The 25,556-nt window shown below is 64.8% G+C and carries 21 protein-coding genes; 19 read left to right on the forward strand and 2 right to left on the reverse strand.

Annotation, left to right across the window (positions count from 1 at the left end; genetic code table 11):
- Positions 1–21 precede the first annotated feature (21 nt).
- The 15 genes from dnaJ (at position 22) to EYF70_RS00835 (ending at position 19,966) form a co-directional block, all read left to right on the forward strand.
- The gene (gene dnaJ, locus EYF70_RS00765) at positions 22–1,146 is read left to right on the forward strand and encodes a molecular chaperone DnaJ (protein ID WP_131143689.1); all 1,125 of its coding nucleotides are present in this window, start codon (positions 22–24) and stop codon (positions 1,144–1,146) included.
- Positions 1,147–1,303: 157 nt separating this feature from the next.
- The gene (gene can, locus EYF70_RS00770; RefSeq protein WP_131143690.1) at positions 1,304–1,972 is read left to right on the forward strand and encodes a carbonate dehydratase; all 669 of its coding nucleotides are present in this window, start codon (positions 1,304–1,306) and stop codon (positions 1,970–1,972) included.
- Between the two features lie 413 nt (positions 1,973–2,385).
- A complete protein-coding gene (locus EYF70_RS00775) occupies positions 2,386–3,615 on the forward strand; it encodes a putative DNA modification/repair radical SAM protein (protein WP_131143691.1) in 1,230 nt (409 codons plus the stop codon).
- Between the two features lie 560 nt (positions 3,616–4,175).
- Positions 4,176–5,408, forward strand: coding sequence for a UdgX family uracil-DNA binding protein (locus EYF70_RS00780; RefSeq protein ID WP_229420647.1), 1,233 nt, complete (start codon positions 4,176–4,178; stop codon positions 5,406–5,408).
- A gap of 142 nt (positions 5,409–5,550) precedes the next feature.
- On the forward strand, positions 5,551–6,477 hold the full coding sequence (locus EYF70_RS00785; protein WP_131143692.1) for a TauD/TfdA dioxygenase family protein: 927 nt from the start codon (positions 5,551–5,553) through the stop codon (positions 6,475–6,477).
- A gap of 208 nt (positions 6,478–6,685) precedes the next feature.
- Positions 6,686–7,681 carry an ABC transporter substrate-binding protein gene (locus EYF70_RS00790; protein ID WP_131143693.1) on the forward strand — a complete coding sequence of 332 codons (996 nt, stop codon included), beginning with the start codon at positions 6,686–6,688 and terminating at the stop codon, positions 7,679–7,681.
- Between the two features lies 1 nt (position 7,682).
- Positions 7,683–8,519, forward strand: coding sequence for an ABC transporter ATP-binding protein (locus EYF70_RS00795; protein WP_131143694.1), 837 nt, complete (start codon positions 7,683–7,685; stop codon positions 8,517–8,519).
- The gene (locus EYF70_RS00800) at positions 8,516–9,391 is read left to right on the forward strand and encodes an ABC transporter permease (protein WP_131143695.1); all 876 of its coding nucleotides are present in this window, start codon (positions 8,516–8,518) and stop codon (positions 9,389–9,391) included. Before EYF70_RS00795 ends, EYF70_RS00800 begins: the two co-directional genes overlap by 4 nt.
- Positions 9,392–9,672: 281 nt before the next feature.
- A complete protein-coding gene (locus EYF70_RS00805; RefSeq protein ID WP_131143696.1) occupies positions 9,673–10,272 on the forward strand; it encodes an ANTAR domain-containing response regulator in 600 nt (199 codons plus the stop codon).
- A gap of 29 nt (positions 10,273–10,301) precedes the next feature.
- Entirely contained in the window at positions 10,302–11,450 is a 1,149-nt protein-coding gene (locus EYF70_RS00810) for a CmpA/NrtA family ABC transporter substrate-binding protein (protein ID WP_131143697.1), read from the forward strand.
- 328 nt (positions 11,451–11,778) lie between these two features.
- Positions 11,779–13,092 carry an MFS transporter gene (locus EYF70_RS00815; RefSeq protein WP_131143698.1) on the forward strand — a complete coding sequence of 438 codons (1,314 nt, stop codon included), beginning with the start codon at positions 11,779–11,781 and terminating at the stop codon, positions 13,090–13,092.
- Positions 13,093–13,139: 47 nt separating this feature from the next.
- Entirely contained in the window at positions 13,140–15,665 is a 2,526-nt protein-coding gene (nirB, locus tag EYF70_RS00820; protein WP_131143699.1) for a nitrite reductase large subunit NirB, read from the forward strand.
- A 32-nt stretch (positions 15,666–15,697) separates the two neighbouring features.
- A complete protein-coding gene (gene nirD / locus EYF70_RS00825) occupies positions 15,698–16,048 on the forward strand; it encodes a nitrite reductase small subunit NirD (protein WP_131143700.1) in 351 nt (116 codons plus the stop codon).
- A 10-nt stretch (positions 16,049–16,058) separates the two neighbouring features.
- A complete protein-coding gene (locus EYF70_RS00830) occupies positions 16,059–17,264 on the forward strand; it encodes an NAD(P)/FAD-dependent oxidoreductase (protein ID WP_131143701.1) in 1,206 nt (401 codons plus the stop codon).
- A gap of 20 nt (positions 17,265–17,284) precedes the next feature.
- Positions 17,285–19,966 (forward strand): nitrate reductase, encoded by a 2,682-nt coding sequence (locus EYF70_RS00835; RefSeq protein ID WP_131143702.1) that lies wholly within the window; start codon positions 17,285–17,287, stop codon positions 19,964–19,966.
- An 86-nt stretch (positions 19,967–20,052) separates the two neighbouring features.
- Here EYF70_RS00835 and EYF70_RS00840 read toward each other — a convergent pair whose 3' ends face one another.
- Positions 20,053–20,538 (reverse strand): hypothetical protein, encoded by a 486-nt coding sequence (locus EYF70_RS00840; protein ID WP_131143703.1) that lies wholly within the window; start codon positions 20,536–20,538, stop codon positions 20,053–20,055.
- 52 nt (positions 20,539–20,590) lie between these two features.
- Positions 20,591–20,785 carry a hypothetical protein gene (locus EYF70_RS00845; RefSeq protein ID WP_131143704.1) on the reverse strand — a complete coding sequence of 65 codons (195 nt, stop codon included), beginning with the start codon at positions 20,783–20,785 and terminating at the stop codon, positions 20,591–20,593.
- A 225-nt stretch (positions 20,786–21,010) separates the two neighbouring features.
- Between EYF70_RS00845 and EYF70_RS00850 the strand changes: the two genes are divergently transcribed.
- From EYF70_RS00850 to EYF70_RS00865, 4 genes are all read left to right on the forward strand, one after another.
- Positions 21,011–21,412: a type II TA system antitoxin MqsA family protein gene (locus tag EYF70_RS00850; protein ID WP_131143705.1), complete on the forward strand. Its 402-nt coding sequence runs from the start codon at positions 21,011–21,013 to the stop codon at positions 21,410–21,412.
- A gap of 179 nt (positions 21,413–21,591) precedes the next feature.
- The gene (locus EYF70_RS00855; protein ID WP_131143706.1) at positions 21,592–22,356 is read left to right on the forward strand and encodes a gamma-glutamyl-gamma-aminobutyrate hydrolase family protein; all 765 of its coding nucleotides are present in this window, start codon (positions 21,592–21,594) and stop codon (positions 22,354–22,356) included.
- A gap of 119 nt (positions 22,357–22,475) precedes the next feature.
- A complete protein-coding gene (locus tag EYF70_RS00860; RefSeq protein ID WP_131143707.1) occupies positions 22,476–23,846 on the forward strand; it encodes a glutamine synthetase family protein in 1,371 nt (456 codons plus the stop codon).
- Between the two features lie 198 nt (positions 23,847–24,044).
- Positions 24,045–25,454 carry an aspartate aminotransferase family protein gene (locus tag EYF70_RS00865; protein WP_131143708.1) on the forward strand — a complete coding sequence of 470 codons (1,410 nt, stop codon included), beginning with the start codon at positions 24,045–24,047 and terminating at the stop codon, positions 25,452–25,454.
- Positions 25,455–25,556: the final 102 nt, after the last annotated feature.

Below are 25,556 nucleotides of genomic sequence, written 5' to 3' on the forward strand. Positions count from 1 at the left end.
AGTTCAGTTAGGTGCCTGCATATGGCAAAGCGTGATTTTTACGAGATTCTCGGCCTGGCAAAAAATGCCTCCGAAGAAGAGATCAAGAAGGCTTATCGCAAGCTTGCGATGAAGTACCACCCGGATCGCAACCCGGACAACAAAGAGGCGGAAGAGAAGTTCAAGGAAGTCAAGGAAGCCTACGAGATGCTGACCAATCCGGAAAAGCGCGAGGCGTATGACCGCTATGGTCACGCCGGCGTGGATCCGAACATGGGCGGTGGCGGCTTCGGCGGTGCCGGCGGCTTCGGCGATGCGTTCGGCGACATCTTCGGCGACATCTTCGGCGGCGGTGGCGGCCGGCGCGGCGGCGGACCCCAGGTCTACCGCGGCGCGGACCTGCGCTACAACCTCGAGATCACGCTGGAGCAGGCCGCGCACGGCTTCGACACGACGATCCGCGTGCCGGCATGGGACAAATGCGATTCCTGCCACGGCTCGGGCGCCAAGCCGGGTACGTCGCCGGTCACCTGCTCCACGTGCGGCGGCCACGGCCAGGTGCGCATGCAGCAGGGCTTCTTCAGCATCCAGCAAACCTGCCCGAAGTGCCACGGTACCGGCAAGATCATCCCGGAACCGTGCCCCACGTGCTCGGGCGCCGGCCGCATCAAGCGCAACAAGACGCTGGAAGTGAAGATCCCGGCGGGCATCGACAACGGCATGCGCATCCGCTCGTCCGGCAACGGCGAACCGGGTACCAATGGCGGGCCGCCGGGCGACCTCTATGTGGAAATCCACATCAAGGCGCACGCGGTGTTCCAGCGTGAAGGCGACGACCTGCACTGCGAAATGCCGATCTCGTTCGCCAAGGCGGCATTGGGTGGCGAAATCGAAGTGCCCACGCTGTCCGGCAAGGTGTCGTTCACCGTTCCCGAAGGTACACAGTCCGGCAAGACCTTCCGCCTGAAGGGCAAGGGCGTGAAGGGCGTGCGTTCCGGCTATCCGGGCGACCTGTTCTGCCACGTGGCCGTGGAAACGCCGGTCAAGCTGACCGACAAGCAGAAGGAACTGCTGCGCGAGTTCGAACGCGCCACGACCGAGGGCGGCTCGAAGCACAGCCCGCAATCGAAGACGTGGATGGACAAGGTCAAGGACTTCTTCGAATAAGGCTGTCGATGCGGGCGGAAGCCCGTATCGAGTGACCGCTACCAAAAAAGTACGTTCGGCCGACCGGGCATTAATCGGGTAAACTGGCATTTGTATCTACGGCCGCCGCGTTGTGAGGCCTGCAACCGGCGGCCTTGTCACGTCTGAAAGGAGCATCATGAACGATACCAAGCCCTCCGACCTGCGGGAACTGCTGAACAACAACCGCCGCTGGGCCGATTCGATGGTCGCGCGCGACCCGGAATTCTTCCAGCGCCTGGCCAACCAGGCTTCTCCCGAATACCTGTGGATCGGCTGTTCCGACAGCCGCGTTCCCGCCAATGAACTGCTTGGCCTGCTGCCGGGCGATGTGTTCGTGCACCGTAACATCGCCAACGTCGTCGTCCACTCCGACCTGAACTGCCTCTCCGTGCTGCAGTTCGCGATCGAAGTGCTGAAGGTAAAGCACGTGATCATCGTGGGCCACTACGGCTGCAAGGGCGTGCACGCCGCGCTGACCGGCGCCCGCGTGGGCCTGGTCGACAACTGGCTGCGCCACGTGGCGGACGTGAGCCAGAAGCATGAACGCTACCTCGGCACCGTGCTCGACGAACGCGTGCGCAGCGAAAAGCTGGTGGAGCTGAACGTGGTCGAGCAGGTCGTCAACGTCAGTTCCACCACCATCCTGCGCGACGCGTGGGACCGCGGCCAGCAAGTGACCGTGCATGGCTGGGTCTACGGCATCAACGACGGCCACCTGCACGACCTGGGCATGACGATCACGCAATTCTCCGAACTGCAGGAGAAGCTGAAAGACCGGCTGTCCAACAACTACAGCGCCGCGTAACGCGCCGCAAAGCAGAAGCTCAAATCAGGGACTGTCCGTAACGCCGCTTAGATAAGCCCCCCAAGAGCAAATTCCGGGGTCAGGAAGGAATGCCGGCCTGCATGCCAGCACCGTTCCGCAGGCGCGAAGCATGCTTCGCGAAACCCCTGCTTCACCCCGCCGGGGCGTAGCCGGGGTTTCAAGGAGCATCGCTCCTTGCCGGCGTAGCGGTACTGGCCTACCAGCCAGTACTCCACCCTGACCCCAGCCCTTGCTGCTGGGGTGAATGCATGCGATTCAACTGCACATTCCAGCATATAGGCCACCACCGAATTGGTGCTCTGAACCGCGCCTGACCCGCTTTTTGCCACGCCCGTACGGTGTCCTGAACAGGACTTCGGTATACTGTATATCTGTACAGTTGGGTGCCGAACATGGAGCTGAACGACAAACTTGAAATCCTGGCCGATGCGGCGAAATACGATGCATCGTGCGCCAGCAGTGGCGCGCCGAAGCGTTCGTCGGAGGGCAAGGATGGCCTGGGTGCCACCAACGGCATGGGCATCTGCCACAGCTATACGCCGGACGGCCGCTGCGTATCGCTGCTGAAGATCCTGCTGACCAATTTCTGCGTCTACGATTGCCAGTACTGCGTCAACCGCCGCACGTCGAACGTGCCGCGCGCCCGCTTCACCGTGCAGGAAGTGGTCAAGCTCACCGTCGACTTCTACCTGCGCAATTACATCGACGGCCTGTTCCTCAGCTCCGGCATCATCCAGTCCGCCGACTACACGATGGAACAGCTGGTCGCCGTCGCGCGCGAGCTGCGTGAAGTGCACCAGTTTCGCGGCTACATCCACCTGAAGACGATTCCCGATGCCGACCCGGCGCTGATCGAGGCGGCCGGCCGCTATGCCGACCGGCTGTCCGTCAACATCGAACTGCCCACGCAGGACAGCGTGCAGAAACTGGCGCCCGAGAAGAACGTCCACACCATCAAGCTGGCGATGGGTAATATCCGCCTGAAGCTGGACGAGAAGGAAGCGGAGCCGCGGTCGCCGACCTTCGCGCCGGCGGGGCAGAGCACGCAGATGATCGTGGGCGCCGATGCGAGCGACGATGCACGCATCCTTACCACGGCGGAAACGCTGTACGGCAGCTACAAGCTCAAGCGTGTCTACTACAGCGCCTTCAGCCCGATTCCGGAAAGCCCGAAGAGCGTGCCGCTGGCACCGCCGCCGCTGCTGCGCGAGCACCGGCTGTACCAGGCGGACTTCCTGCTGCGCAGCTACGGCTTCCAGGCGAAGGAACTGCTGCCCGCATCGGGCAACCTGTCGCTCGACATCGACCCGAAGCTGGCCTGGGCACTGGCGCACCGCGAACACTTCCCGATGGACCTGAACCGCGCCGAGCCACAGATGATCGCGCGCATCCCCGGCATCGGCATCCGCAACGCGCAGCGCATCGTCGAGCTGCGCCGCATGAGGCAAGTGCGCTGGGCCGACCTTGCGCGCCTGCGCTGCAGCATGAAGAAAGTGGCGCCATTCATCGTCACCGCCGACTACCGGCCGGCGCGCGATACCACGTCGTCCGATACGCTGCGCCGGGCCATGGCCGACGTGCCGCAGCAGATGGCATTGTTCCCGGAACTGCAGGCCGCATGACAGGCGGCCAGGTGGATGTGGTGGCACGCGTGCTGTCCGGCCAGCCGGTGGTGGCCACCTCGTTCGGCGAATGGCGCGCCGCCGCGCGGGCCCTGATCGTGCGCCGCATTCCGCCCGAATACGTACAATGGGTCTTGCAGGAAGGCGGCGGAGACCTGCTGAGTGCAATGCCTCCCATGGCTGTAGGTGAGCTGGTGAACGACTCGGGCAGTAAGGCAATAGCCGAAGCAGCAAGTGAAGTAGCAAGTGAAGTAGCAGTCAATGAAGTGGCAGTTGAAGTAGCAGTTGAAGTGGCAGTAAATGAAGTGGCAGTAAATGAAGTGGCAGTAAATGAAGTGGCAGTTGATGTAGATGTAAATGAAGCAGCAGTTGAAGTCGCAGTAGAAGTTGCAGCACGTAGCAAGGCAGTAACCGAGTCGGCAGTTGAAGGTGCAATCGAACCAGCAAGCAGTTTGGCAAGTAAGTTGGCCAGTGAGGAAACTCATAACCCCGATGAGCGATCGGACCCGCCGCCCCTGAATCTTCCAGCCGGTGCGCAGCCGCGTATCTCCCGCAGACTGATGGAGATGCTGCAAGGCGCCGCCTGCTATCGCGCCCACGACCGCTGGGCCTTCCTTTACCGCGTGCTGTGGCGCTGGCACGCTGGCGAACACGAGGTCATATCGATGGCGGATGAAGACGGTGCACGCCTTGCCGGCATGGTCCGGGCCGTGCGGCATGAAGAACACGACATGCATGCCTACCTGCGCTTTCGCGAGCGTCCCGAAGAAGCGGGCGCGCCGCGCTTCGTCGCGTGGTTCGAGCCCGCGCACGACGTGTTGCCCCAGGTGGCGCAGCACTTCGCGAAACGCATGGGCAAGACCAGCTGGATGATCGCCACGCCCGAGGCCACCGTGCTGTGGGATGGCGCCTCCCTGCATACCGGCGAGGCCCTGGCGCGCAGCGCGGCGGACTTCGACGATGCCGGCGAATCCCTGTGGCTCACATACTACCGCAGCATCTTCAATCCGGCCCGCCTGAATGCGGACATCATGCACAACCACATCCGCCAGCGGTTCTGGAAGAACCTGCCCGAAGCGGCCGTGGTGCCGCACATGGTCACGCAGGCCGCCGCCGGTGCCCGCAAGGTCGGGCAGCTCGATACCGTCGGCAAGCGCGGCGGCACCACGATTCCCATCGCTCCGGAAAAGGCGGCGCCCGAACGCCAGCAACCCAGTTCGCTGGACGAATGCCGCCGCTGCGACCTGTGGCAGAACGCCACGCAGGCCGTGGCCGGGCAAGGTGCGCGGCGCGCGAAGATCATGCTGGTGGGCGAGCAGCCGGGCGACCAGGAAGACCTGGCCGGCAAGCCTTTTGTCGGCCCGGCCGGCGACCTGCTGGACAAGGCGATGGATGAAGCGGGCCTGGACCGGCGCACCGTGTATGTCACCAACGCCGTCAAGCACTTCAAGTGGGAGCCGCGCGGCAAGCGCCGCCTGCACAAGACGCCGGCGCAGAAGGAAGTGATGGCCTGCCGCTACTGGCTCGAGACGGAACTGGAAACGGTCGCGCCGGACGTGCTGGTGGCGCTCGGCAGCACCGCGTTGAAGTCGGTCCTGCAGACCGGCAGCGTGACGATGAAGGATTACATGGATGCGCCGTTCGAGCATGAAGGGCGCTGGGTCGTCGTCACCTATCACCCCGCGTATGCCCTGCGGGTACCCGATCGCGAGTCGCGCCAGGCGGCATTCGCGGCGATCGTGGAGGCGCTGAAAACGGCGCAGCAACTGGCCGGCGGCGCAACGCCCGGCTGATGCAAACCGCATATCGATATCAAAAAGCATTCGTTTTCATCATGATGCGCGCGGCATAGACTGGCTTCACTCGACTGGTGCCGTGGCCGTGGAAAGCGCGGTGCCGGACGAGCTTCCGACCCCGTCAGCTGGAGCGCATCACATGTCCGCAGTCCTGAGTGCCGCAGTACCAAGTGCTGTCAAGAATGCCGCGGTAAATGCAGAAACTTCACGTGAAGCATCGCTGCACATTCGCCCGTTCGAAGGTCCCCTTGGCGCTGAAGTGATTGGCCTCGACCTGGCACAGCCGCTCTCCCGCAAGGCCTTGTTGCAGCTGCATGCCGCCCACCTGGAGCACCACGTGCTGGTGTTCCGGGACCAGCGCATCACGCCGCAACAGCAGGTGAATTTTTCCCGCCTGTTCGGGCCCTTGCAAATCCATGTGCTGAGAAATTTCCAGCTGGCGGGGCACCCGGAAGTCCTCGTCGTCTCGAATATCGTCGAAGACGGCAAGCCGATCGGCCTGGGCGACGCCGGCCATTTCTGGCATTCCGACCTGTCCTACAAGGAAAGGCCCAGCCTGGGCTCGATGCTGCATGCACAGGAGCTGCCGGCCGAAGGCGGCGACACGCTGTTCGCCAACATGCACCTGGCCTACGACACGCTGCCGGAGGCGGTGAAGCGCGAGATCCGCTACGCCAGGGCCGAGCACAGCTACCTGAAACAATACGCCGAACTGCAGCGGCGCAGCCCATGGCGCCCGAACCTCACGCAAGCGCAGATCGACGAAGTGAAACCGGTGGTGCACCCGGTCGTGCGCACGCACCCGGAAACGGGGCGGCAGGCGCTGTTCGTCAGCGAGCATTTCACCACGCGCATCGTCGGCATTCCCGAGGATGCCAGCGCCGCGCTGCTGAAAGAGCTGTTCGCCCACAGCGTGAAGCCCGCGCACGTGTACCGCCACGAATGGCGGCCCCATGACATGGTGTTCTGGGACAACCGCTCGCTGATGCACCTGGCCGCCGGCTGTCCGGCCGACCAGCGCCGCAAGCTGTACCGCACCACCATCGAAGGCGACGTGCCTTACTGAAAAACCGGTGACAGGCTCCGATTCTTTTTTGTTAAAAACGGTGACAGTCACCATTTCTTTTGAAATGTTTCCGCGAAATCGGAGCCTGTCACCATTTCTTTTGAAATGTTTCCGCGAAATTGGAGCCTGTCACCGGATTTTTTGAAATGTTTCTGCACACCCACGTGACAGGCCGCCGCGGTGGCCGACCAACCATTCTGGAAAATTGATGAAAGCATTGCATATCGCCGCCGGCGCGCTCGCGCTGGTTCTCGCCACCGGCGCCCAGGCCGAAGGTACCATCCGCATCGCCCAGCAATTCGGCGTGCCGTTCCTGATCCTGAACATCGCCCAGGAGCAGAAGCTCATCGAAAAATACGGCAAGCAGAATGGCGTGGACGTGAAGGTCGAATGGAAGCAGCTCTCGGGTGGTGCCGCCATCAACGACGCCTTACTGGCGGGCAGCATCGACATCGCCGGAGCCGGCGTCGGCCCGCTGATCACCGTCTGGGACCGCACCCGGGGCCGGCAGAACGTGAAGGGCGTGGCATCGCTGGGCAGCTTCCCGTACTACCTGATCACCAACAACCCGAAAGTGAAATCGATCGCGGACTTCACCGGGAACGACCGCATCGCGCTGCCCGCCGTCACGGTCTCCGTGCAATCGCGCATCCTGCAGCTGGCCGCGGCGCAGAAGTGGGGCGACAAGGAATTCGCCCGGCTCGACAAGTTTACGCAGACGCTGCCGCATCCCGATGCCGCCGCGGCCATCATCTCGAACGGCACCGAGATCAGCGGCCACTTCGCCACGCCGCCGTTCCAGGAACAGGAACTGGCGCAGAACCCGAATGCGCGCGTGATCCTGAAATCGTATGACGTGCTGGGCGGTCCGGCATCGGCCACGCTGCTGTACGCCACCGAGAAATACCGCAAGGAGAACCCGAAGACGCTGCGCTCGTTCGTGCAGGCGCTGGCCGAGGCCGCCGACTACGCGGCGAAGAACCCGGAAGGCGCGGCCGACATCTACCTGAAAGCCAACAAGAGCAATATCGACCGTGCCCTGCTCGTGAAGATCTTCAAGAACCCCGAGGTGCAGTTCAACATCGCGCCGCAGAACACGCTGAAGATCGCCCAGTTCATGCACCGCGTGGGTGCCGTAAAAAACAAGCCGGCGACCTGGCGCGATTATTTCTTCGAAGAGCCGCTGGTGGCGAAGGGGAGCTGACATGGCACCGCTGCAGGTCGTTCGGCCACCTTCGTCCGCCGAGGCGCTGCTGCGCGCCCGCGGCGTCACCCTCGAATACCGCAGCGGCGGCCATGCCGTGCGCGCCACGCAGGATGTCGACTTCGACGTGTTCGGCGGCGACCGCTTCGTGCTGCTGGGGCCATCCGGCTGCGGCAAGTCGTCGCTGCTGAAGGCGGTCGGCGGTTTCATCACGCCGGCGGCGGGTTCGATCACGCTGGGCGGCAAGCCGATCACGAAGCCGGGGCCAGACCGCATCTGCGTGTTCCAGGAGTTCGACCAGCTGCCGCCGTGGAAGACGGTGCTGGAAAACGTCACGTTCCCGCTGCTGGCATCGAAAAGCTGCGGCCGTGCCGAAGCCAGGGAACGGGCGCGGCACTGGATCGCCCGGGTGGGTCTGGAGCGTTTCGAGAACGCCTATCCGCACACGCTGTCCGGCGGCATGAAGCAGCGTGTGGCGATTGCCCGCGCGCTGGCCATGCAGCCTGCCGTGCTGCTGATGGATGAACCGTTCGCCGCGCTCGACGCCCTCACGCGACGCGCCATGCAGGAAGAGCTGACGAAGCTGTGGGAGGAATCGCCGTTCACGCTGCTCTTCGTGACGCACTCGATCGAGGAGGCCCTCGTGGTCGGCAACCGCATCCTGCTGCTGTCGCCGCATCCGGGCCGCGTGCGCGCCGAATTGAACAGCCACCAGTTCGGGCTGCACAGTGGCGGAAGCGCCGACTTCCAGCACGCCGCGCAGCGCATCCATCACCTGCTGTTCGGCGCGGCACCCCGGGCCGAGCCGGCGGAGGCAGCGGAAAGGATCGCCCTGTGAGCACGCTCGAACCGCCCATCCGCCAGGAATTCCAGTATGACCTGGCGCCCGCCGCGCCGGCGTCGCTGCAGCGCCCCCTGCCGGCCGCGCAGCGCCTGTGGCAGCAGGGCTGGCTGCGCAAGGCCGTGGTGCTTTCCGTGCTGGCGCTGCTGTGGGAACTGGCCGCGCGCTGGCAGGACAACGACCTGCTGCTGCCCACCTTCCTGCAGACGGCGCGCGCGTTCGTCGACGGTATCGCCAGCGGCGAATTGATCGAGAAGGTGGAGGTGTCGCTGGCCGTGCTGGTGCAGGGGTATGTCGCCGGCATCGCGCTGGCCTTCGTGCTGACCGCGCTGGCGGTGTCCACGCGGCTGGGCCGCGACCTGCTGGAAACGCTGGTCGCCATGTTCAACCCGCTGCCGGCCATCGCGCTGCTGCCGCTGGCCATGCTGTGGCTGGGCCTTGGCAACGCCAGCCTGGTCTTCGTCATCGTGCATGCGGTGCTGTGGCCGCTGGCGCTGGGAACCTACGCCGGCTTCCAGTCGGTGCCGCCCACGCTGCGGATGGCGGGCCGCAACTACGGGCTGGCCGGGCTGCCGTTCGTAATCCAGATCCTGGTACCCGCCGCGCTGCCGGCGATCGTCTCCGGGCTGAAGATCGGCTGGGCTTTCGCATGGCGCACGCTGATCGCCGCCGAGCTGGTGTTCGGCGCCTCGTCCGGCAAGGGCGGCCTGGGCTGGTACATCTTCCAGAACCGCAACGAGCTGTACACCGACAAGGTATTTGCCGGCCTCGCCGCCGTGATCCTGATCGGCCTCGCCGTCGAACACCTGCTGTTCGCCGCCCTGGAGCGCACGACGGTACAACGCTGGGGCATGCGCTCCAATAGCTGAGCCCGTGTCAGGGTGCCTGACCCCATGACACAGGCTCAGCCGCTTGACCGTCTTTGCAAATGTCAGGGGGTCAGGCACCCTGACATTGCCGAGCTCGCTATAAGTCACCGGCGCCGAATGCCAGGGTTATAACCATCATGCCGCGATTCGTATCCAAACAGCAGAGCTCGTGTCAGGGTGCCTGCCCCCCTGACACGAGCTCTGCTATACCACCATGACACGAGCTCGACCGTAACGAGTTTGTTCGACGCGCAGGCACAATTCTTGCTTTGCAATAGGGCATGAGCCGCCATCTCCGCATCGTTTTAGTTCACCCTCCCCACGAAAGCGACGCCTCGCTGCGCGCCGCCGCGCTGCATGCCGGCCTGATGGAAGCGTGCTACGACCTCGTGGCGTCGCTGCCGGCCGACTTCCACCTGCCGGAAGAAATCGCCCGGCTGCAGCCGGACATGATCATCGTCGATGCCGAATCGGATGCGCGCGACGTGCTGGAGCACATCGTCGTGGCGACCCGCGACGAACGCCGCCCGATCGTCATGTTCACCGAGGACGACAAGCAGTCGTCGATGGATGCCGCGATGGAGGCGGGCGTATCGGCCTACATCGTGGCCGGCCTGAAGCCGGAACGCATCAAGCCGGTGCTCTCGGTGGCGCTGGCGCGCTTCCGCAAGGAGCAGAAGCTGCTGGATGAACTGCAGGACACCAAGCTCAAACTGGCCGAGCGCAAGGTGGTCGACCGCGCCAAGGGGCTGCTGATGAGCCGCCACGGCATGACGGAGGACCAGGCCTACCAGCGCCTGCGGACGATGGCGATGAACAAGAAACTGAAGCTGGCCGAGATCGCCCAGCGGATACTGGACGTGGAGGACTTGCTGGGTTGAGCACGCAGTGCCGCCCCGCTGGAGCAGTCATGCAAATCGAAAAGAAAACCGTCAACATAGGATTCAACCCGCTGACCGACTGCGCGCCGGTCGTCATGGCGGCCATGCTGGGCTTCGACGAAAAGCACGGCATCCGCATCGCGCTGTCGCGCGAAACCTCGTGGGCCGGCGTGCGCGACAAGCTGATGACCGGCGAACTCGATGCGGCCCACGCGCTGTATGGCCTGGTCTACGGCACCCAGCTGGGCATCGGCGCCCAGCCGCGCGACATGGCCGTGCTGATGAACCTGAACCGCAACGGCCAGGCCATCACGCTGTCGCGCCGCCTGGCGGAGCAGGGCGCCACGGATGGTGCCTCGCTGGCCGCCCTGATGGCGCGTAACGTGGACGAAAACAGCCGCCAGTACGTGTTCGCCCAGACCTTCCCGACCGGTACCCATGCGATGTGGCTGTATTACTGGCTGGCCGCACACGGCATCCACCCGATGAAGGACGTGCGGGCGATCACCGTGCCGCCGTCGCAGATGGTCTACAACCTCGTCGAGGGCCACATGGACGGCTTCTGCGCAGGCGATCCGTGGGGCCACCAGGCGGTGCTCGACGGCGTCGGCGTCACCGCCACGACCAGCCAGCAGATCTGGCCGGATCATCCGGAAAAGGTGCTCGGTGCGTCGCTGGAATTCGTGCGCGCCCACCCGAACACGTGCCGCGCGCTGGTCGCGGCCGTCCTGGAGGCGGGCAGGTGGATCGATGCCAGCGATGAAAACCGCCGTGCCACCGCCGAGATCATCGCCGCCGTGCCTTATATAAATACCGGCAAGGCGGCGATCCTGCCCCGCATGCTGGGCCGCTACGACGATGGCGCCGGGCATGCGTGGCGGGATGAACACCCGATGTGCTTCCACCAGGGCGGCCAGGCGAACTATCCGTGGCTGTCGGATGGCATGTGGTTCATGACCCAGTTCCGCCGCTGGGGCTTGCTGAAGGACGACCCCGATTACCTGGCGGTGGCGCAGTCGGTTACCCAGTTGCGCCTGTACCGCGAGGCGGCTGAAATGGCCGGCGTGGCCGTACCGGCGGAGGTGCTGCGCAGCTCGACGCTGGTCGACGGCCACGTCTGGGATGGCACCGACCCGGAGGCCTATGCGGCCTCCTTCCCGGTCCACATGCGAAATTGACATTGCGCTGCACCATAAGCGGGCGGCACTGCACCGCCAGCTTGCATGCCGCCCCGCCTTTTCCCATCCTCCCCGCCCCAGAACCATTCGCGCAGCCCCTGCGCCCCCCTGGAAGCCCCTGAAAAAAAGCTGGCACGCCTCTTGCAAAGTACAGGGCAAGAGGTCAAAGGCGATCTCCTGAACATTGCATAGCCGTCCCAATGGCGGGGCGGCATCAGGACAACGGCGTCCGGGCAGACTCACGAAACATGTTTCACGAAACACGTTTCCGCGAGAACTGCTCGGGCGCTTTTTTTTGCTTGTAGCTTCCGATAACAGGGATGAAAAAATGACCAGCAACGTGACCCGCAAAGCTGACAGCATCAAGCTCTTCTCGTTCGCCACGCCACAGATGCGTGCGTTCCACCTGGCGTGGATGGCGTTCTTCGCCTGCTTCTTCGCCTGGTTCGCCTGCGCCCCGCTGATGCCCGTCATCAAGGGCGAATTCGGCCTCACGGCCGGGCAGATCGCCAATATCAACATCGCCGCGGTGGCGATCACGATCCTGGTGCGCATGATCATCGGTCCGATGTGCGACCGCTACGGCCCGCGCAAGGCGCACACCGCGCTGCTGGTGTTCGGCTCCATCCCCGTGTTCGGCGTGGCCGCTTCGCAAAGCTACGAAAGCTTCCTGTTCTTCCGCATGCTGATCGGCGCGATCGGCGCCAGCTTCGTCATCACGCAGTACCACACCTCGGTGATGTTCGGCCCGCGCGTGGTCGGTACCGCCAACGCGGCCACGGCCGGCTGGGGCAATGCCGGCGGCGGCGTCACGCAAGCGACCATGCCGCTGATCATGGCCGCGATCCTGATGCTGGGCGTGTCGGAAACCATGGGCTGGCGCCTGGCGCTGATCGTGCCGGGCGTGCTGATGATCATCGTGGGCGCGCTGTACTGGAAATTCACGCAGGACTGCCCGCAAGGCAACTACGCCGAGCTGCGCAAGGCCGGCATCGAAATCGAAGGCGGTAAAAAAGGCGGCTGGGACAGCTTCAAGCTGGCCGCCGCGAACTACCGCGTTTGGCTGCTGTTCATCACCTACGGCGCATGCTTCGGCGTGGAACTGTTCATCCACAACGTGGCCGCCACCTACTACGTCGACCAGTTCGACATGTCGCTGAAACAGGCGGGCCTGGCCGCCGGCAGCTTCGGCCTGCTGGCACTGTTCGCCCGTGCCCTGGGCGGCTTCGTGTCCGACAAGATGGCGTTGCGCGGCAGCCTGAACGCCCGTGTCACGCTGCTGTTCATCCTGATGCTGGGCGAAGGCGCCGGCCTGATCTGGTTCGCCAAGGCCGATACCGCCACGGTCGCCATCTTCGCCATGCTGTCCTTCGGCATGTGCGTGCACATGGCTTGCGGCGCCACCTACGCGCTGGTGCCGTTCATCGACAAGCGCGCGCTGGGCGGCGTCACCGGCATCATCGGCGCCGGCGGCAACGTGGGTGCGGTCGCTGCCGGTTTCCTGATGAAGGGCGTGGGCAGCACGCAGCAGACGCTGTCGATCCTGGGCTTCCTGGTGCTGATTTCCGCAGTCTGCGCGATCGCGCTGCGCTTCTCGGCCGCCACCAATGAAGAACATGCGCTGGCTCGCGCCGCCGCCTGATCTGCATTGCAAATTTGAATACTGATTACTGAGTCACGGAGCAGAACATGAAAATCGTCGTCATCGGTCATGGCATGGTTGGCCACAAATTCCTCGAAAGCCTGGCGGACAATCCCGTCGCCGACATGCAGGTCACGGTGCTGTGCGAAGAACCGCGCCCGGCCTATGACCGCGTGCACCTGTCGGAATTCTTCAGCGGCAAGAGCGCGGACGACCTGTCGCTGGTGAAGCCGGGCTTCTTCGACCGCTCCGACATGGTGCTGCGCCTGAACGCGCGCGCCGAGTCGATCGACCTGGCGGCGAAGACGGTCACGGCCAGCACCGGTGACATTCTGTCTTACGACAAGCTGGTGCTCGCGACTGGTTCTTATCCCTTCGTGCCGCCGATCGATGGCCGCGACCGCAAGGACTGCTTCGTCTACCGCACCATCGAGGACCTGGAAGGCATGGCCGAAGCGGGCGCCCGCCTGAAGACCGGCGTCGTCATCGGTGGCGGCCTGCTGGGCCTGGAATGCGCGAAGGCGCTGCGCGACATGGGCCTGATCACGCACGTGGTCGAATTCGCGCCGCGCCTGATGGCCGTGCAGGTCGACGATGGCGGTGGCCGCATCCTGCGCAACAAGATCGCCGAACTGGGCGTGACGGTGCATACCGGCAAGAACACCACCGCGATCGTCGACGGCGAGGAAGGCGCGCACCGCATGCAGTTCGCCGACGGCACGCACCTCGACGTGGACATGATCGTGTTCTCCGCCGGCATCCGCCCCCGCGACCAGCTGGCCAAGGAAGCCGGCCTGGCCATCGGCCCGCGCGGCGGCATCACCATCGACAACCAGTGCCGCACCTCCGATCCGCACGTGTTCGCGATCGGTGAATGCGCGCTGTGGAACGGCATGATCTACGGCCTGGTGGCCCCTGGCTACGACATGGCCCGCGTGGTGGCGAAACAGCTGGCTGGCCAGTCGGCCGAATTCAATGGCGCCGACATGAGCACCAAGCTGAAACTGATGGGCGTGGACGTGGCCTCCATCGGCGACCCGCACGGCAAGGTGGAAGGCGCGCGCAGCTACCAGTTCACCGACGAGCGCAAGCAGGTCTACAAGAAGATCGTCGTGTCCGATTGCGGCAAGTACCTGCTGGGCGGCGTGATGGTCGGCGATGCCGGCGAATACGGCACGCTGCTGCAGATGATGCTGAACCGCATCGAGCTGCCGGAATCGCCGGAATTCCTGATCCTGCCGCAATCGGACGGCAAGGCCAAGCCGGGCCTGGGCGTGGATTCGCTGCCGGACGCCGCGCAGATCTGCTCGTGCAACAACGTGACCAAGGGCGCGATCTGCGCCGCGGTGGCCGATGGCGCCACGTCGATCGGCGCGCTGAAGAGCTGCACCAACGCTGGCACCTCGTGCGGCGGCTGCGTGCCGCTGGTCACGCAGGTGATGAAGGCCGAGATGAAGAAGCAGGGCATGGACGTCAACAACCATGTCTGCGAACACTTTCCGCACTCGCGCCAGGAACTGTTCCACATCATCCGCGCCGGCAATATCAAGACCTTCGACGAACTGCTGGCCCAGCACGGCAAGGGCCTCGGTTGCGACGTTTGCAAGCCGCTGGCCGGCTCGATCCTGGCCACGTGCTGGAACGACTTCGTGCTGAAGAAGGAACACGCCAGCCTGCAGGACACCAACGACTACTACCTGGGCAACATCCAGAAGGACGGCACGTACTCGGTGGTGCCGCGCATGCCGGGCGGCGAAGTGACGCCCGATGGCCTGATCGCGGTGGGCCAGGTCGCAAAGAAATACGGCCTGTACACCAAGATCACCGGCGGCCAGCGCGTCGACCTGTTCGGTGCCCGTGTCGACGAACTGCCGTCGATCTGGGAAGAACTGATCGCCGCCGGCTTCGAGACCGGCCACGCCTACGGCAAATCGCTGCGCACCGTGAAGTCGTGCGTGGGTTCCACCTGGTGCCGCTACGGCGTGGACGACAGCGTGGGCCTGGCCATCGAACTGGAGAACCGCTACAAGGGCCTGCGCACGCCGCACAAGATCAAGTTCGGCGTATCCGGCTGCACCCGCGAGTGCGCCGAAGCGCAGGGCAAGGACGTCGGCATCATCGCCACCGAAAAGGGCTGGAACCTGTACGTGTGCGGCAACGGCGGCATGAAGCCGCGCCACGCCGAACTGTTCGCCTCCGACCTCGACAAGGAAACGCTGATCAAGTACGTCGACCGCTTCCTGATGTTCTACAGCCGTACGGCCGACCGCCTGCAGCGCACCAGCACGTGGCGCGACAACCTGGAAGGCGGCCTGGAATACCTGCAGGACGTGGTCATCAACGACAAGCTCGAACTGGCTGCCGAACTGGAAGCCGACATGCAGCGCGTGGTCGATACCTACATTTGCGAGTGGAAGGAAGCCGTGAACAACCCGGAAACGCGCGCCCGTTTCCGCCATTTCGTCAACAGCGAGAAGAAGGACGAGAACGTGGTGTTCATCGAAGAGCGCGGCCAGATCCGGCCCGCCACCGTGCAGGAAAAGAAACGCGTCATCCCCATCAAAGCCGCCTGACCAATCTCTTGAACAGCTGACTAGGAGCCAACATGAAACGTGACAACGAAGCCGCCAACTGGACCGCGATCTGCGGCGTGGAAGACATCGTGCCGAACACCGGCGTGTGCGCCCTGCTGAACAACGAGCAGGTCGCCGTGTTCCGCCTGAACCAGGGGAACGACATCCGCGTGTTCGCGATCGGCAACTACGATCCGAATTCGGAAGCGTCCGTGCTGTCGCGCGGCCTGGTGGGCAGCCTGGGCGAGCGTATCGTCGTCGCCTCGCCGATCTACAAGCACCATTTCGACCTGCAGACGGGCGAATGCCTGGAAGCGCCGGAAAACTCGGTGCCGACCTGGCCGGCGCGCATCGAGGGCGGCAAGGTATGGGTCGGGGCTTGAGGACGACACCATGAAGCCCGCCCTGGTCGTCGTCGGTAACGGCATGGCCGGCATGCGCACGGTCGAGGAGTTGCTCGCCCTGGCGCCGGACCTGTACGACATCACCGTGTTCGGCGCCGAACCGCACGGTAACTACAACCGCATCCTGCTGTCGCCCGTGCTGGCAGGCGAGAAGTCGGTCGACGACATCATGCTCAACACGCGCGAGTGGTACGAAGCGAACGGCATCACGCTGCACGCCGGCGATCCGGTGGTGCACATCGACCGCCGCCGCCGCATCGTGCGGGCGCAGTCCGGCCATGAAGTGCGCTACGACCGCCTGCTGATCGCGACCGGGTCGAAGCCGTTCATCATTCCCGTGCCGGGCCACGAGCTGCCCGGCGTGCTGGCGTTCCGCGACATCGCCGACGTCGAAAGCATGCTCTCCGCTTCCCGCGACCACACGCATGCCGTCGTCATCGGCGGCGGCCTGCTGGGGCTGGAGGCCGCCAACGGGCTGCTCAAGCAGGGCATGGCGGTCACCGTGGTGCACGTGACCGATGCGCTGATGAACCAGCAGCTCGACAAGCCGGCCGCGCAACTGCTGCAGCGCGCGCTGGAGGCACGCGGCCTGAAGTTCATGCTGGAAGCGCAGACCGCCGAAATCGTCGGCCCGGACCGCGTGACGGCCGTGCGCTTCAAGGATGGCACCGAGATCCCGGCGGACCTGGTGGTCATGACGGCCGGCGTGCGCCCCAACATCGAACTGGCGAAATCGGCCGGGCTGCATTGCGAGCGCGCCATCGTGGTCGACGACACGCTGCAGTCGTACGATCCGCGCGTGTACGCCGTCGGCGAATGCGTGCAGCACCGCCGCGCCACGTTCGGCCTGGTCGCGCCGATCTGGGAGCAGGCCAAGGTCTGCGCCGCCCACCTGGCCGGCGCGGGCCACCGTCGCTATGTGCAGCAGGCATCGCCCACGCGCCTGAAGGTGACCGGCATCGAGCTGTATTCGGTCGGCGACTTCATCGGCGCCGAAGGCAGCGAAGACCTGGTGCTGCGCGATGCGCGCCGCGGCGTCTACAAGCGGCTGGTGCTGGACGGGCCATGCCTGGTCGGCGCCGTGCTGTACGGCGACGTGCAGGATGGGCCGTGGTACTTCGACCTGATCCAGCGCGGCGCCGACATCAGCGCGATGCGCCACCAGCTGCTGTTCGGCCCCGCGCTCGCTGCATAAATTCGAGAATTGGAACCATCGTGAACCTGTCCCAGCAACACCTGTCCATCGCCACCACCTGTCCTTATTGCGGCGTCGGCTGCGGCGTCAAGGCCGTGCCCCAGGGGCCGCAGTCCGCCACCGTGTCCGGCGACGTGGATCACCCATCGAACTTCGGCCGGCTGTGCGTGAAGGGCTCGGCGCTCGGCGAGACGCTGGGCCTGGAAGGGCGGCTGCTGCATCCACAGGTTCGCGAAGGCGGGCAACCAGGCGGCGCGCTGCGGCAGGTTTCCTGGGACGAGGCGCTGGACCGCGCCGCCGGCCAATGGCGCGCGATCGTCGACGAGCACGGGCCGGATTCGGTGGCCCTGTACGTGTCCGGCCAGTTGCTGACGGAAGACTATTACGTTGCCAACAAGCTGATGAAGGGCTATGTCGGCAGCGCCAACATCGATACCAATTCGCGGCTGTGCATGTCGTCCGCCGTGGCGGGCCACAAGCGGGCCTTCGGCGAAGACCTGGTGCCGGTCAACTACGACGACCTGGAAAGCGCCGACATGATCGTGCTGGTCGGCTCGAACCTGGCCTGGTGCCACCCGATCCTGTTCCAGCGCATCATGCGCGCGAAGGAAGCCCGGCCGGACATGAAGCTGGTCGTCATCGACCCGCGCCGTACCGCCACCTGCGAGCTGGCCGACCTGCACCTGCCCGTGAAGCCGGGCACCGATGTGTGGCTGTTCAACGGCCTGCTGGCCTACTTGTCGCGCGGCGAGGCCGTGGACGCTGCCTTCATCGCCAACCACACGCGCGGCCTGAACGAGGCACTGGAAGCTGCCGACATCACTCCCGAAGAGGTGGCGAAAGCCTGCCGGCTGCCGGTGGAAGACGTGCTGGCATTCTACGAATCGTTCGCCGCCACGGCGAAGGTGATCACTGGTTTCTCGATGGGCGTGAACCAGTCGTCCGCCGGGACCGACAAGGTCAACGCGATCATCAACTGCCACCTGGTCACGGGCCGCATCGGCAAGCCGGGCATGGGCCCGTTCTCGATCACCGGCCAGCCGAACGCGATGGGCGGGCGCGAAGTGGGCGGCCTGGCCAACATGCTGGCGGCCCACCTGGACCTGGACAAGCCGGAACACCGCGCCGCCGTGCGCGAATTCTGGGATTCGCCGCGCATCGCCGACAAGCCCGGGCTGAAGGCCGTGGACCTGTTCCAGGCGATCGAAGCCGGGAAAGTCAAGGCGGTGTGGATCATCGCCACCAACCCGATGGTCAGCCTGCCGGATGCGGACCAGGTGCGCCGCGCGCTGTCGAAAGCCGAACTGGTGATCGCTTCGGACGTGGTGCAGGACACCGACACCAACGCCTTCGCCCACGTGCTGCTGCCGGCGCTGGCCTGGGCCGAGAAGGATGGCACGGTGACCAATTCCGAGCGCCGCATCTCGCGCCAGCGGGGCTTCCTGCCGGCGCCTGGCGAGGCGCGGGCCGACTGGAAGATCCTGTGCGACTTCGCGCAACGGCTGGGCTACGACGGCTTCGATTTCCAGCACCAGTCGGACATCTTCGCCGAGCATGCGCGCCTGTCGGCCTGGCGCAACGCACCGGATGCCCTGCCGCGCGTGTTCGACATCGGCGCGCTGGCCTCGCTCGACCGCGCCGCTTACGACGCCCTGCAGCCCGTGCAATGGCCGATCGGACGCCGCGTCTTCGACGACCGGCGTTTCTCGTTCCCGGACGGGCGCGCCCGCTTCGTGCCGACCGTGCCGCGCCTGCCCGTCAACACGGCCGGCGGCGAATATCCGCTGGTGCTGAACACGGGCCGCGTGCGCGACCAGTGGCACACGATGACGCGCACCGGCCGCGCGCCCAAGCTGGCCGAGCACACGCCGGAATCGTTCGTCGACCTGCACCCGCAGGATGCGCTGCTGTGCGGCGTGCGCGATGGCGAACTGGCACGCATCTCGTCGCAGTGGGGCAGCATGGTGGCGCGGGTGCGGCACGGCGGCGGCATCGCCCGCGGCAGCGTGTTCGTGCCGATCCACTGGAACGGGCAAACGGCATCGGACGCCCGCGTCGGCGCCGTCGTGAACCCGGTGGTCGATCCCGTGTCCGGCGAGCCGGAATTCAAGCACACCCCGGTGATGGTCGACCGCTTCCCCGTGCAATGGCACGGCTTCGTGCTGTCGCGCACGCCGCTGGGCCTGGACCAGGTGGCGTACTGGACGCGGGCGCAGGGCGCCGGTTTCACCCGCTATGAAATGGCCGGCCGCAACCGCATCACCGATTTCGGCACGTGGGCGCGCGGTTTGCTGGGCGTCGACGACGACGATGCGGACTGGCTCGAATATGCCGACCGCAGCGCCGGCGTGTACCGCGCGGTGCACATCGTCGACGACCGCATCGCCCAGTGCATCTTCGTGTCGCCGCGCCCGGACTTGCCCGAACGTGCCTGGCTGGCCGGGCTGTTCTCGACCGAGACGCTGGCCGACGCCGAGCGCGCCGGCGTGCTGGCGGGCCGCCCGCTGCAGCAGGGCGCCGATACCGGGCCGACCGTGTGCTCGTGCTTCGGCGTGGGCCGCAACACGATCTGCAACGCCATCCGCGACAAGGACCTGAAAACAACCGCCGAGGTCACCGCCTGCGTGAAGGCGGGCGGCAACTGCGGCTCGTGCGTGCCGGAGATACGGCAACTGCTGGCCGAAGTGCGGGTGCCGGCGTAAGGCGCTGGCAAGGTTGCCTGGCAGGCATCGAGGGTGGCAGACATCGGGCTGACCGGCGAAGCCGGCTTCCAGCCCGGTGCCATGGATCACTTCTGCCGTGAAGGCGCCATGATCATATGCGGCCCCATGCGTCGATGCCGAAACCACTCCTGCAATTCTGGAAAGAGATCCAGCAGTTCATCCACGACACACGCGGCGGAACGCGGCTTCTGTTGAAGCACGACGCGACGAAAGAACGAGCGGTCCTGGGAAAACCAGCAATGCGTCCCGGAGCCTTTCCTCGGTTGCAAGCGCCCGGATGACGATCCCATATAGGGAAGCACCTTGTCGGGCGGGACCCGTTCGCCATGGTGAATCACGCCGCTTGCTGAACAATGCCCGAAGTTCACGACAAAGCGCGGTTTGCCGTATTTTTCCCACTGCAGACCGAATACATCGATGCCCTCGGCCATGACGCGGCGGAAGTCGACGTTGAATGGGCTGTGTGTCGTGTCGACCTGGAACCCTTGCGAGATGGCGAACGGGTAGAAGCGCTTCTTCAGTTCCCTGCGCAAGTCGGTGGTCTTACCCATGGCCGGGATGTCCTTCCCGGAAAACGACGCTGACAACCGCGTGTTTCATCGCTCAGGCACCATTCTTGCCCTTTTCCATCGATCGCATCAGGAATACAAAGGCCATCACGAAGTTGGCGAAGACAAGCCAGTTACTTGCTCCGGTCCACAGGTTCAGGAAACCAGCCAGCAAGAACAACAAAGCCGCCGCCAGCAATAATTTTTTCATGGCCGGTGTCGGCGGCCGGGAATGTCGGAACAGTTTCATTGGTTCTCTCGCGCGCGGCTCTACGCATCGATTGGAATCTTGTCTTGTGAAAGCCTTCTTCCTGCTGCCGGTTGCAGGGCTACAGGAAGCGCCAGTGTACGAGCTCTCTTGTTCCGATAGCAAGTACAGGCGTTCAAGTCGCATCGCAATCCTCCGGTGTCGCCGCATTACAAGCCACGCGGCTAGAATTGCCTGGACTGACAAGCTTTCCAGGAAATCGCCATCATGGAGAAATGCCCCGACTGCGGTGCGCCGGACCCGGTGCACGATACGCACGGCGTGTCCTACACCTACAAGGACCGCCACACCACGATCTCTTCGGTAGCGGGCTACCACTGCGCCCAGTGCGGCGGCGTGACGCTCGACCGTGCGGCCGTGGAACGCTACGACGACCTGGTGGCCGCCTTCCACCGCCGCGTGGATGACGAGCTGGTCGATCCAGCCTACATCGCCGCCGTGCGCAGGAAACTCAAGCTCGACCCGCGCGAAGCCGACGACGTGCTCGGCACGGGCTGCGGCGACATGGCGCGCTACGAGGCTGGCAGGGCGCATCCGCATCCGTCGACGGTAAGGCTGCTGAAGCTGCTGGACCGGCATCCGGAATTGCTGGGGGAATTGCACGGCTGAGCAGGGAGCCCCCTGTATTGCCGAGCTTGCTGCCGGGCTTCCTGCCAACGCTTGTTACCAACGCTTATTGCCAACGCTTATTGCTGAGTTTCCCTCGATTGTGTACGCGACCGAACAATCGAATAGTTCACTTTGTGTTACATTAAAAACATCGGTCGTCATCGTTTGCGGAGTTGCATATGCGCCGTCCCATCGTCCTCGTTCCAGCGTGTACCCGGCAAATCGGGCATTTTCCGAATCATGCCGCACAGAACAAGTATGTGAACGCCGTCGTCCTCGGCGCGCGTTGCATGCCATTGATCCTGCCCGCGCTGGCCGAGCTGACGGACATGGAAGCGGTGCTGCACGTGGCGGACGGCATCATGCTGACCGGTTCGGCGTCGAACGTGCATTCCGACCTGTATGGCCAGCCGATCCGCAATCCGGCCCTGCCGCTGGACGCGGCGCGCGATGCCACCACGCTGCCGCTGATCCGCGCCGCCATCAAGCGCGGGATTCCGCTGCTGGGCATCTGCCGGGGCTTCCAGGAGATCAACGTGGCGCTGGGCGGCACGCTGCACCAGGCCGTGCAGGAATTGCCGGGCATGATGGATCACCGCGACAGGGAAGACGATTCGCTGGATGTGCAGTACGGTCCCGCGCACCCGATCTACCTGACGAAAGGGGGCAAGTTTGCCGAAATGCTGGGCAACCCGGAGGAAATTACCGTCAATTCCCTGCATGGCCAGGGAATCGACCAGCTGGCCCCCGGCGTGACCGTGGAAGCGGTGGCGCACGACGGGCTGGTGGAAGCTTATACCGTGGATGCGGCGCATGGCTTCACGCTGGCGGTGCAATGGCACCCCGAGTGGCACATCACGGAGAACCCCGACTCCATGAAGATGTTCCTGGCATTCGGCAACGCTTGCCGCGAATTCCAGGCGCGTCGCCAGGAGCGGGGCTGATGACTACCTACGAGGCCTGGGCGGGCGGAATCCCATAGCTGCGCTTCCATGTGAAGTTGAGGGACGCGGCCCGCACCCGGCCGTGTCATGACTTACTGAGCAAGGAAGGGAGTAAAGCCGTGGCTATCCGCGAGAATTTCAGTTACACCGATATGGACGAGTGGCTCAACGAAAAACGGGTCACCGAAATCGAATGCCTGGTACCGGACCTGACCGGCGTCGCCCGTGGCAAGATCCTGCCGCGCGTGAAGTTTACACAGGAGCGCGGCATGCGCATCCCCGAGGCGATCCTCGGCATGACCGTGACCGGCAATTCCCCCACCGACGATCCGGCCTACGACCGCGCGATCTCCAACATCGATCGCGACATGATCCTGAAGGCGGATCCCGGCACGATCACGATGGTGCCGTGGGCCACCGATCCCACCGCGCAGGTGATCCACGACTGCTATTTCGCCGATGGGCGCCTGGTCGATTTCGCGCCGCGCTCGGTGCTGCGCCGCGTGCTCAAGCTGTACGAGGACAAGGGCTGGAAGCCGGTGGTGGCGCCCGAGCTGGAGTTCTACCTGACCGCCAAGATCTCCGATCCCGACCTGCCGCTGAAGGCGCCGGTGGGCCGCAGCGGCCGCGCCGAAACGTCGCGCCAGGTCTACAGCATCGACGCCGTGAATGAATTCGATCCCCTGTTCGAGGACATCTACGATTACTGCGACCTGATGGGGCTGGACGTGGACACGCTGATCCACGAGATCGGCGCCGGCCAGATGGAAATCAACTTCCTGCACGGCGAGCCGCTGGGCCTGGCCGACAAGGTGTTCTTCTTCAAGCGCACGCTGCGCGAGGCGGCGCTGAAACACAATATGTACGCCACCTTCATGGCCAAGCCGATGGCTGGCGAACCCGGTTCGGCGATGCATATCCACCAGAGCGTGGTCGACGCGAAAACCGGCTGGAACATCTTCTCGAACGAGGATGGTTCGCCGTCGGCGCTGTTCAAGCAATACATCGGCGGCCTGCAGCGCTACATGCCGTCCGCGCTGGCGATCGTGGCGCCGTACGTGAACTCGTACCGCCGGCTGGTGCGCCACACGGCGGCGCCGATCAATATCCAGTGGGGGGTGGACAACCGCACCGTGGGCTTCCGCGTGCCCGAGTCGGGCATCCAGGACCGCCGCGTGGAAAACCGCATCATCGGCTCGGACGCCAATCCCTACCTGGCGCTGGCCGTCACGCTGGCCGCCGGCTACCTCGGCATGACCGAACATCTCGAACCCACCGAAATCACGCATGGCAGCGCGTATGAAATGAAGTACGAGCTGCCGCAAGGGCTGCCGGAAGCACTGGGCCTGCTGCGCAGGGAAGAAAAGCTGCGCGGGGTACTGGGCGAGCGCTTCATCGACGTGTATGCTGCCATCAAGGACCTCGAGCATCAGGAATTCATGACCGTCATCAGTCCCTGGGAACGGGAGCATTTGCTGCTGCACGTTTGACGATCCACGTTTCGCAGCAAGGTATGCGCTGGCAGAACCGGGGGCAGCGGGTCTGGCTCCCGGTCATGTAAACGGTTCTATACTGAATAAACGGTTTATACTGAATCGCTGGCGTTTTCCCGTCAGCGCAAACTTTCGCCGGCCGCATGGCCGGCTGTCGCGTGGCCCGCGTGACCGCGCCTTCACCAGGAGGCAACCATGACCACCACCCCGATCGTGCCGGAACTGCCGGACACCAAGGGCTTGCAGCGGCTCGACACCGCCCACTACCTGCATCCATTCACGGACCACGCGGCGCTGGCGCAAAAGGGCGCGCGCGTGATGGTGCGCGGCGACGGCATCTACCTGTGGGATTCGGACGGGCGCAAGGCGCTCGATGCGATGTCGGGCCTGTGGTGCGTGAACGTGGGCTATGGCCGCCGCAGCATCACCGAGGCGGTGGCGCGGCAGATGGATACGCTGCCGTTCTATAACAGCTTCTTCAACACCACCACGATCCCGGCCGTGCAGCTGGCAGCGAAGCTGGCGAAGATCGCGCCCGCCGGCTTCAACCACGTATTCTTCACGGGTTCCGGTTCGGAAGCGAACGACACCAACGTGCGCATGGTGCGCCGCTACTGGGATCTGGCCGGGCAGCCGGAACGCACGGTGATCATCAGCCGCCACAATGCCTACCACGGCAGCACCATGGCGGGAGCATCGCTGGGCGGCATGAGCGGCATGCACGTGCAGGGCGGGCTGCCGATTCCCGGCATCGTCCACATCGAGCAGCCCCATTACGCCGACTACGGCGCCGGCATGACGCCGGAGGAATTCGGCATCCATGCGGCCGGCTGGCTGGAAGAGCGCATCAGGGAGCTGGGGCCGGACAAGGTGGCCGCCTTCATCGGCGAACCGGTCCAGGGCGCCGGCGGCGTCATCATTCCTCCATCCACCTACTGGCCGGAAATCCGCCGCATCTGCGACAAGTACGACGTGCTGCTGATCGCCGATGAGGTGATCACCGGCTTCGGCCGGCTGGGCACCTGGTTCGCCTCCGACCTGTACGGCATGCGGCCGGACCTGATCACGTTCGCGAAAGGCGTCACGTCCGGCTACGTGCCGCTGGGCGGTGTACTGGTGGGCGACCGGGTGGCGGATCTCCTGATCAAGGGCGGCGACTTCAACCACGGTTTTACATACTCCGGGCACCCGGTGGCCTGCGCGGCCGCGCTGGAAAACATCCGCATCCTCGAGGAAGAAGGGCTGGTGGACCGGGTAGCCCATGACACCGGCCCTTACCTGCAGCAGCGCTTCGGCAGCCTGGCCGCGCATCCGCTGGTCGGCACGGCCGACAGCCTGGGTTTCGTGGCCGGGCTCACGCTGGTCCGGCGCAAGGCCGCCAACGTGCATCAGCAGGTGAGGTTCGATCCGGCGCTGGGCGCGGGCATGCTGTGCCGCGCGCACATGTTCGACAACGGCGTGATCATGCGCGCCGTCGGCGACCGGATGATCATCGCGCCGCCGCTGGTGATGACACGCGACCAGGTCGACGAGATGATCCAGAAGATCCGCTTCTGCCTGGACCTGACGCTGGCCGATGCGATGGAGCGGGGCTGGCTGAGCTGAGCTGAGCGGAGCTGAGCGGCGGCCCCGCCGCTGTATGTTCGCTCCGGCCTGTACTGCTCTTTCGCCTGGCGTCTGCTTTCGCCTGGCGTCTGCTTACTCCTG

Source organism: Pseudoduganella albidiflava (genome assembly GCF_004322755.1).
GTDB lineage: Bacteria > Pseudomonadota > Gammaproteobacteria > Burkholderiales > Burkholderiaceae_D > Rugamonas > Rugamonas albidiflava.

Excerpts from the sequence above, each read along its gene's own strand:
- EYF70_RS00865 (WP_131143708.1), top strand. The coding sequence starts at position 24,045 with ATGACCACCACCCCGATCGTGCCGGAACTGCCGGACACCAAGGGCTTG.
- can (WP_131143690.1), top strand. The coding sequence starts at position 1,304 with ATGAACGATACCAAGCCCTCCGACCTGCGGGAACTGCTGAACAACAAC.
- EYF70_RS00780 (WP_229420647.1), top strand. The coding sequence starts at position 4,176 with ATGGAGATGCTGCAAGGCGCCGCCTGCTATCGCGCCCACGACCGCTGG.
- EYF70_RS00845 (WP_131143704.1), bottom strand. The coding sequence starts at position 20,785 with ATGAAACTGTTCCGACATTCCCGGCCGCCGACACCGGCCATGAAAAAA.
- EYF70_RS00775 (WP_131143691.1), top strand. The coding sequence starts at position 2,386 with ATGGAGCTGAACGACAAACTTGAAATCCTGGCCGATGCGGCGAAATAC.
- EYF70_RS00815 (WP_131143698.1), top strand. The coding sequence starts at position 11,779 with ATGACCAGCAACGTGACCCGCAAAGCTGACAGCATCAAGCTCTTCTCG.
- dnaJ (WP_131143689.1), top strand. The coding sequence starts at position 22 with ATGGCAAAGCGTGATTTTTACGAGATTCTCGGCCTGGCAAAAAATGCC.
- nirB (WP_131143699.1), top strand. The coding sequence starts at position 13,140 with ATGAAAATCGTCGTCATCGGTCATGGCATGGTTGGCCACAAATTCCTC.
- EYF70_RS00795 (WP_131143694.1), top strand. The coding sequence starts at position 7,683 with ATGGCACCGCTGCAGGTCGTTCGGCCACCTTCGTCCGCCGAGGCGCTG.
- EYF70_RS00810 (WP_131143697.1), top strand. The coding sequence starts at position 10,302 with ATGCAAATCGAAAAGAAAACCGTCAACATAGGATTCAACCCGCTGACC.
- EYF70_RS00790 (WP_131143693.1), top strand. The coding sequence starts at position 6,686 with ATGAAAGCATTGCATATCGCCGCCGGCGCGCTCGCGCTGGTTCTCGCC.
- EYF70_RS00805 (WP_131143696.1), top strand. The coding sequence starts at position 9,673 with ATGAGCCGCCATCTCCGCATCGTTTTAGTTCACCCTCCCCACGAAAGC.
- EYF70_RS00785 (WP_131143692.1), top strand. The coding sequence starts at position 5,551 with ATGTCCGCAGTCCTGAGTGCCGCAGTACCAAGTGCTGTCAAGAATGCC.
- EYF70_RS00850 (WP_131143705.1), top strand. The coding sequence starts at position 21,011 with ATGGAGAAATGCCCCGACTGCGGTGCGCCGGACCCGGTGCACGATACG.
- EYF70_RS00840 (WP_131143703.1), bottom strand. The coding sequence starts at position 20,538 with ATGGGTAAGACCACCGACTTGCGCAGGGAACTGAAGAAGCGCTTCTAC.
- EYF70_RS00830 (WP_131143701.1), top strand. The coding sequence starts at position 16,059 with ATGAAGCCCGCCCTGGTCGTCGTCGGTAACGGCATGGCCGGCATGCGC.
- EYF70_RS00855 (WP_131143706.1), top strand. The coding sequence starts at position 21,592 with ATGCGCCGTCCCATCGTCCTCGTTCCAGCGTGTACCCGGCAAATCGGG.
- nirD (WP_131143700.1), top strand. The coding sequence starts at position 15,698 with ATGAAACGTGACAACGAAGCCGCCAACTGGACCGCGATCTGCGGCGTG.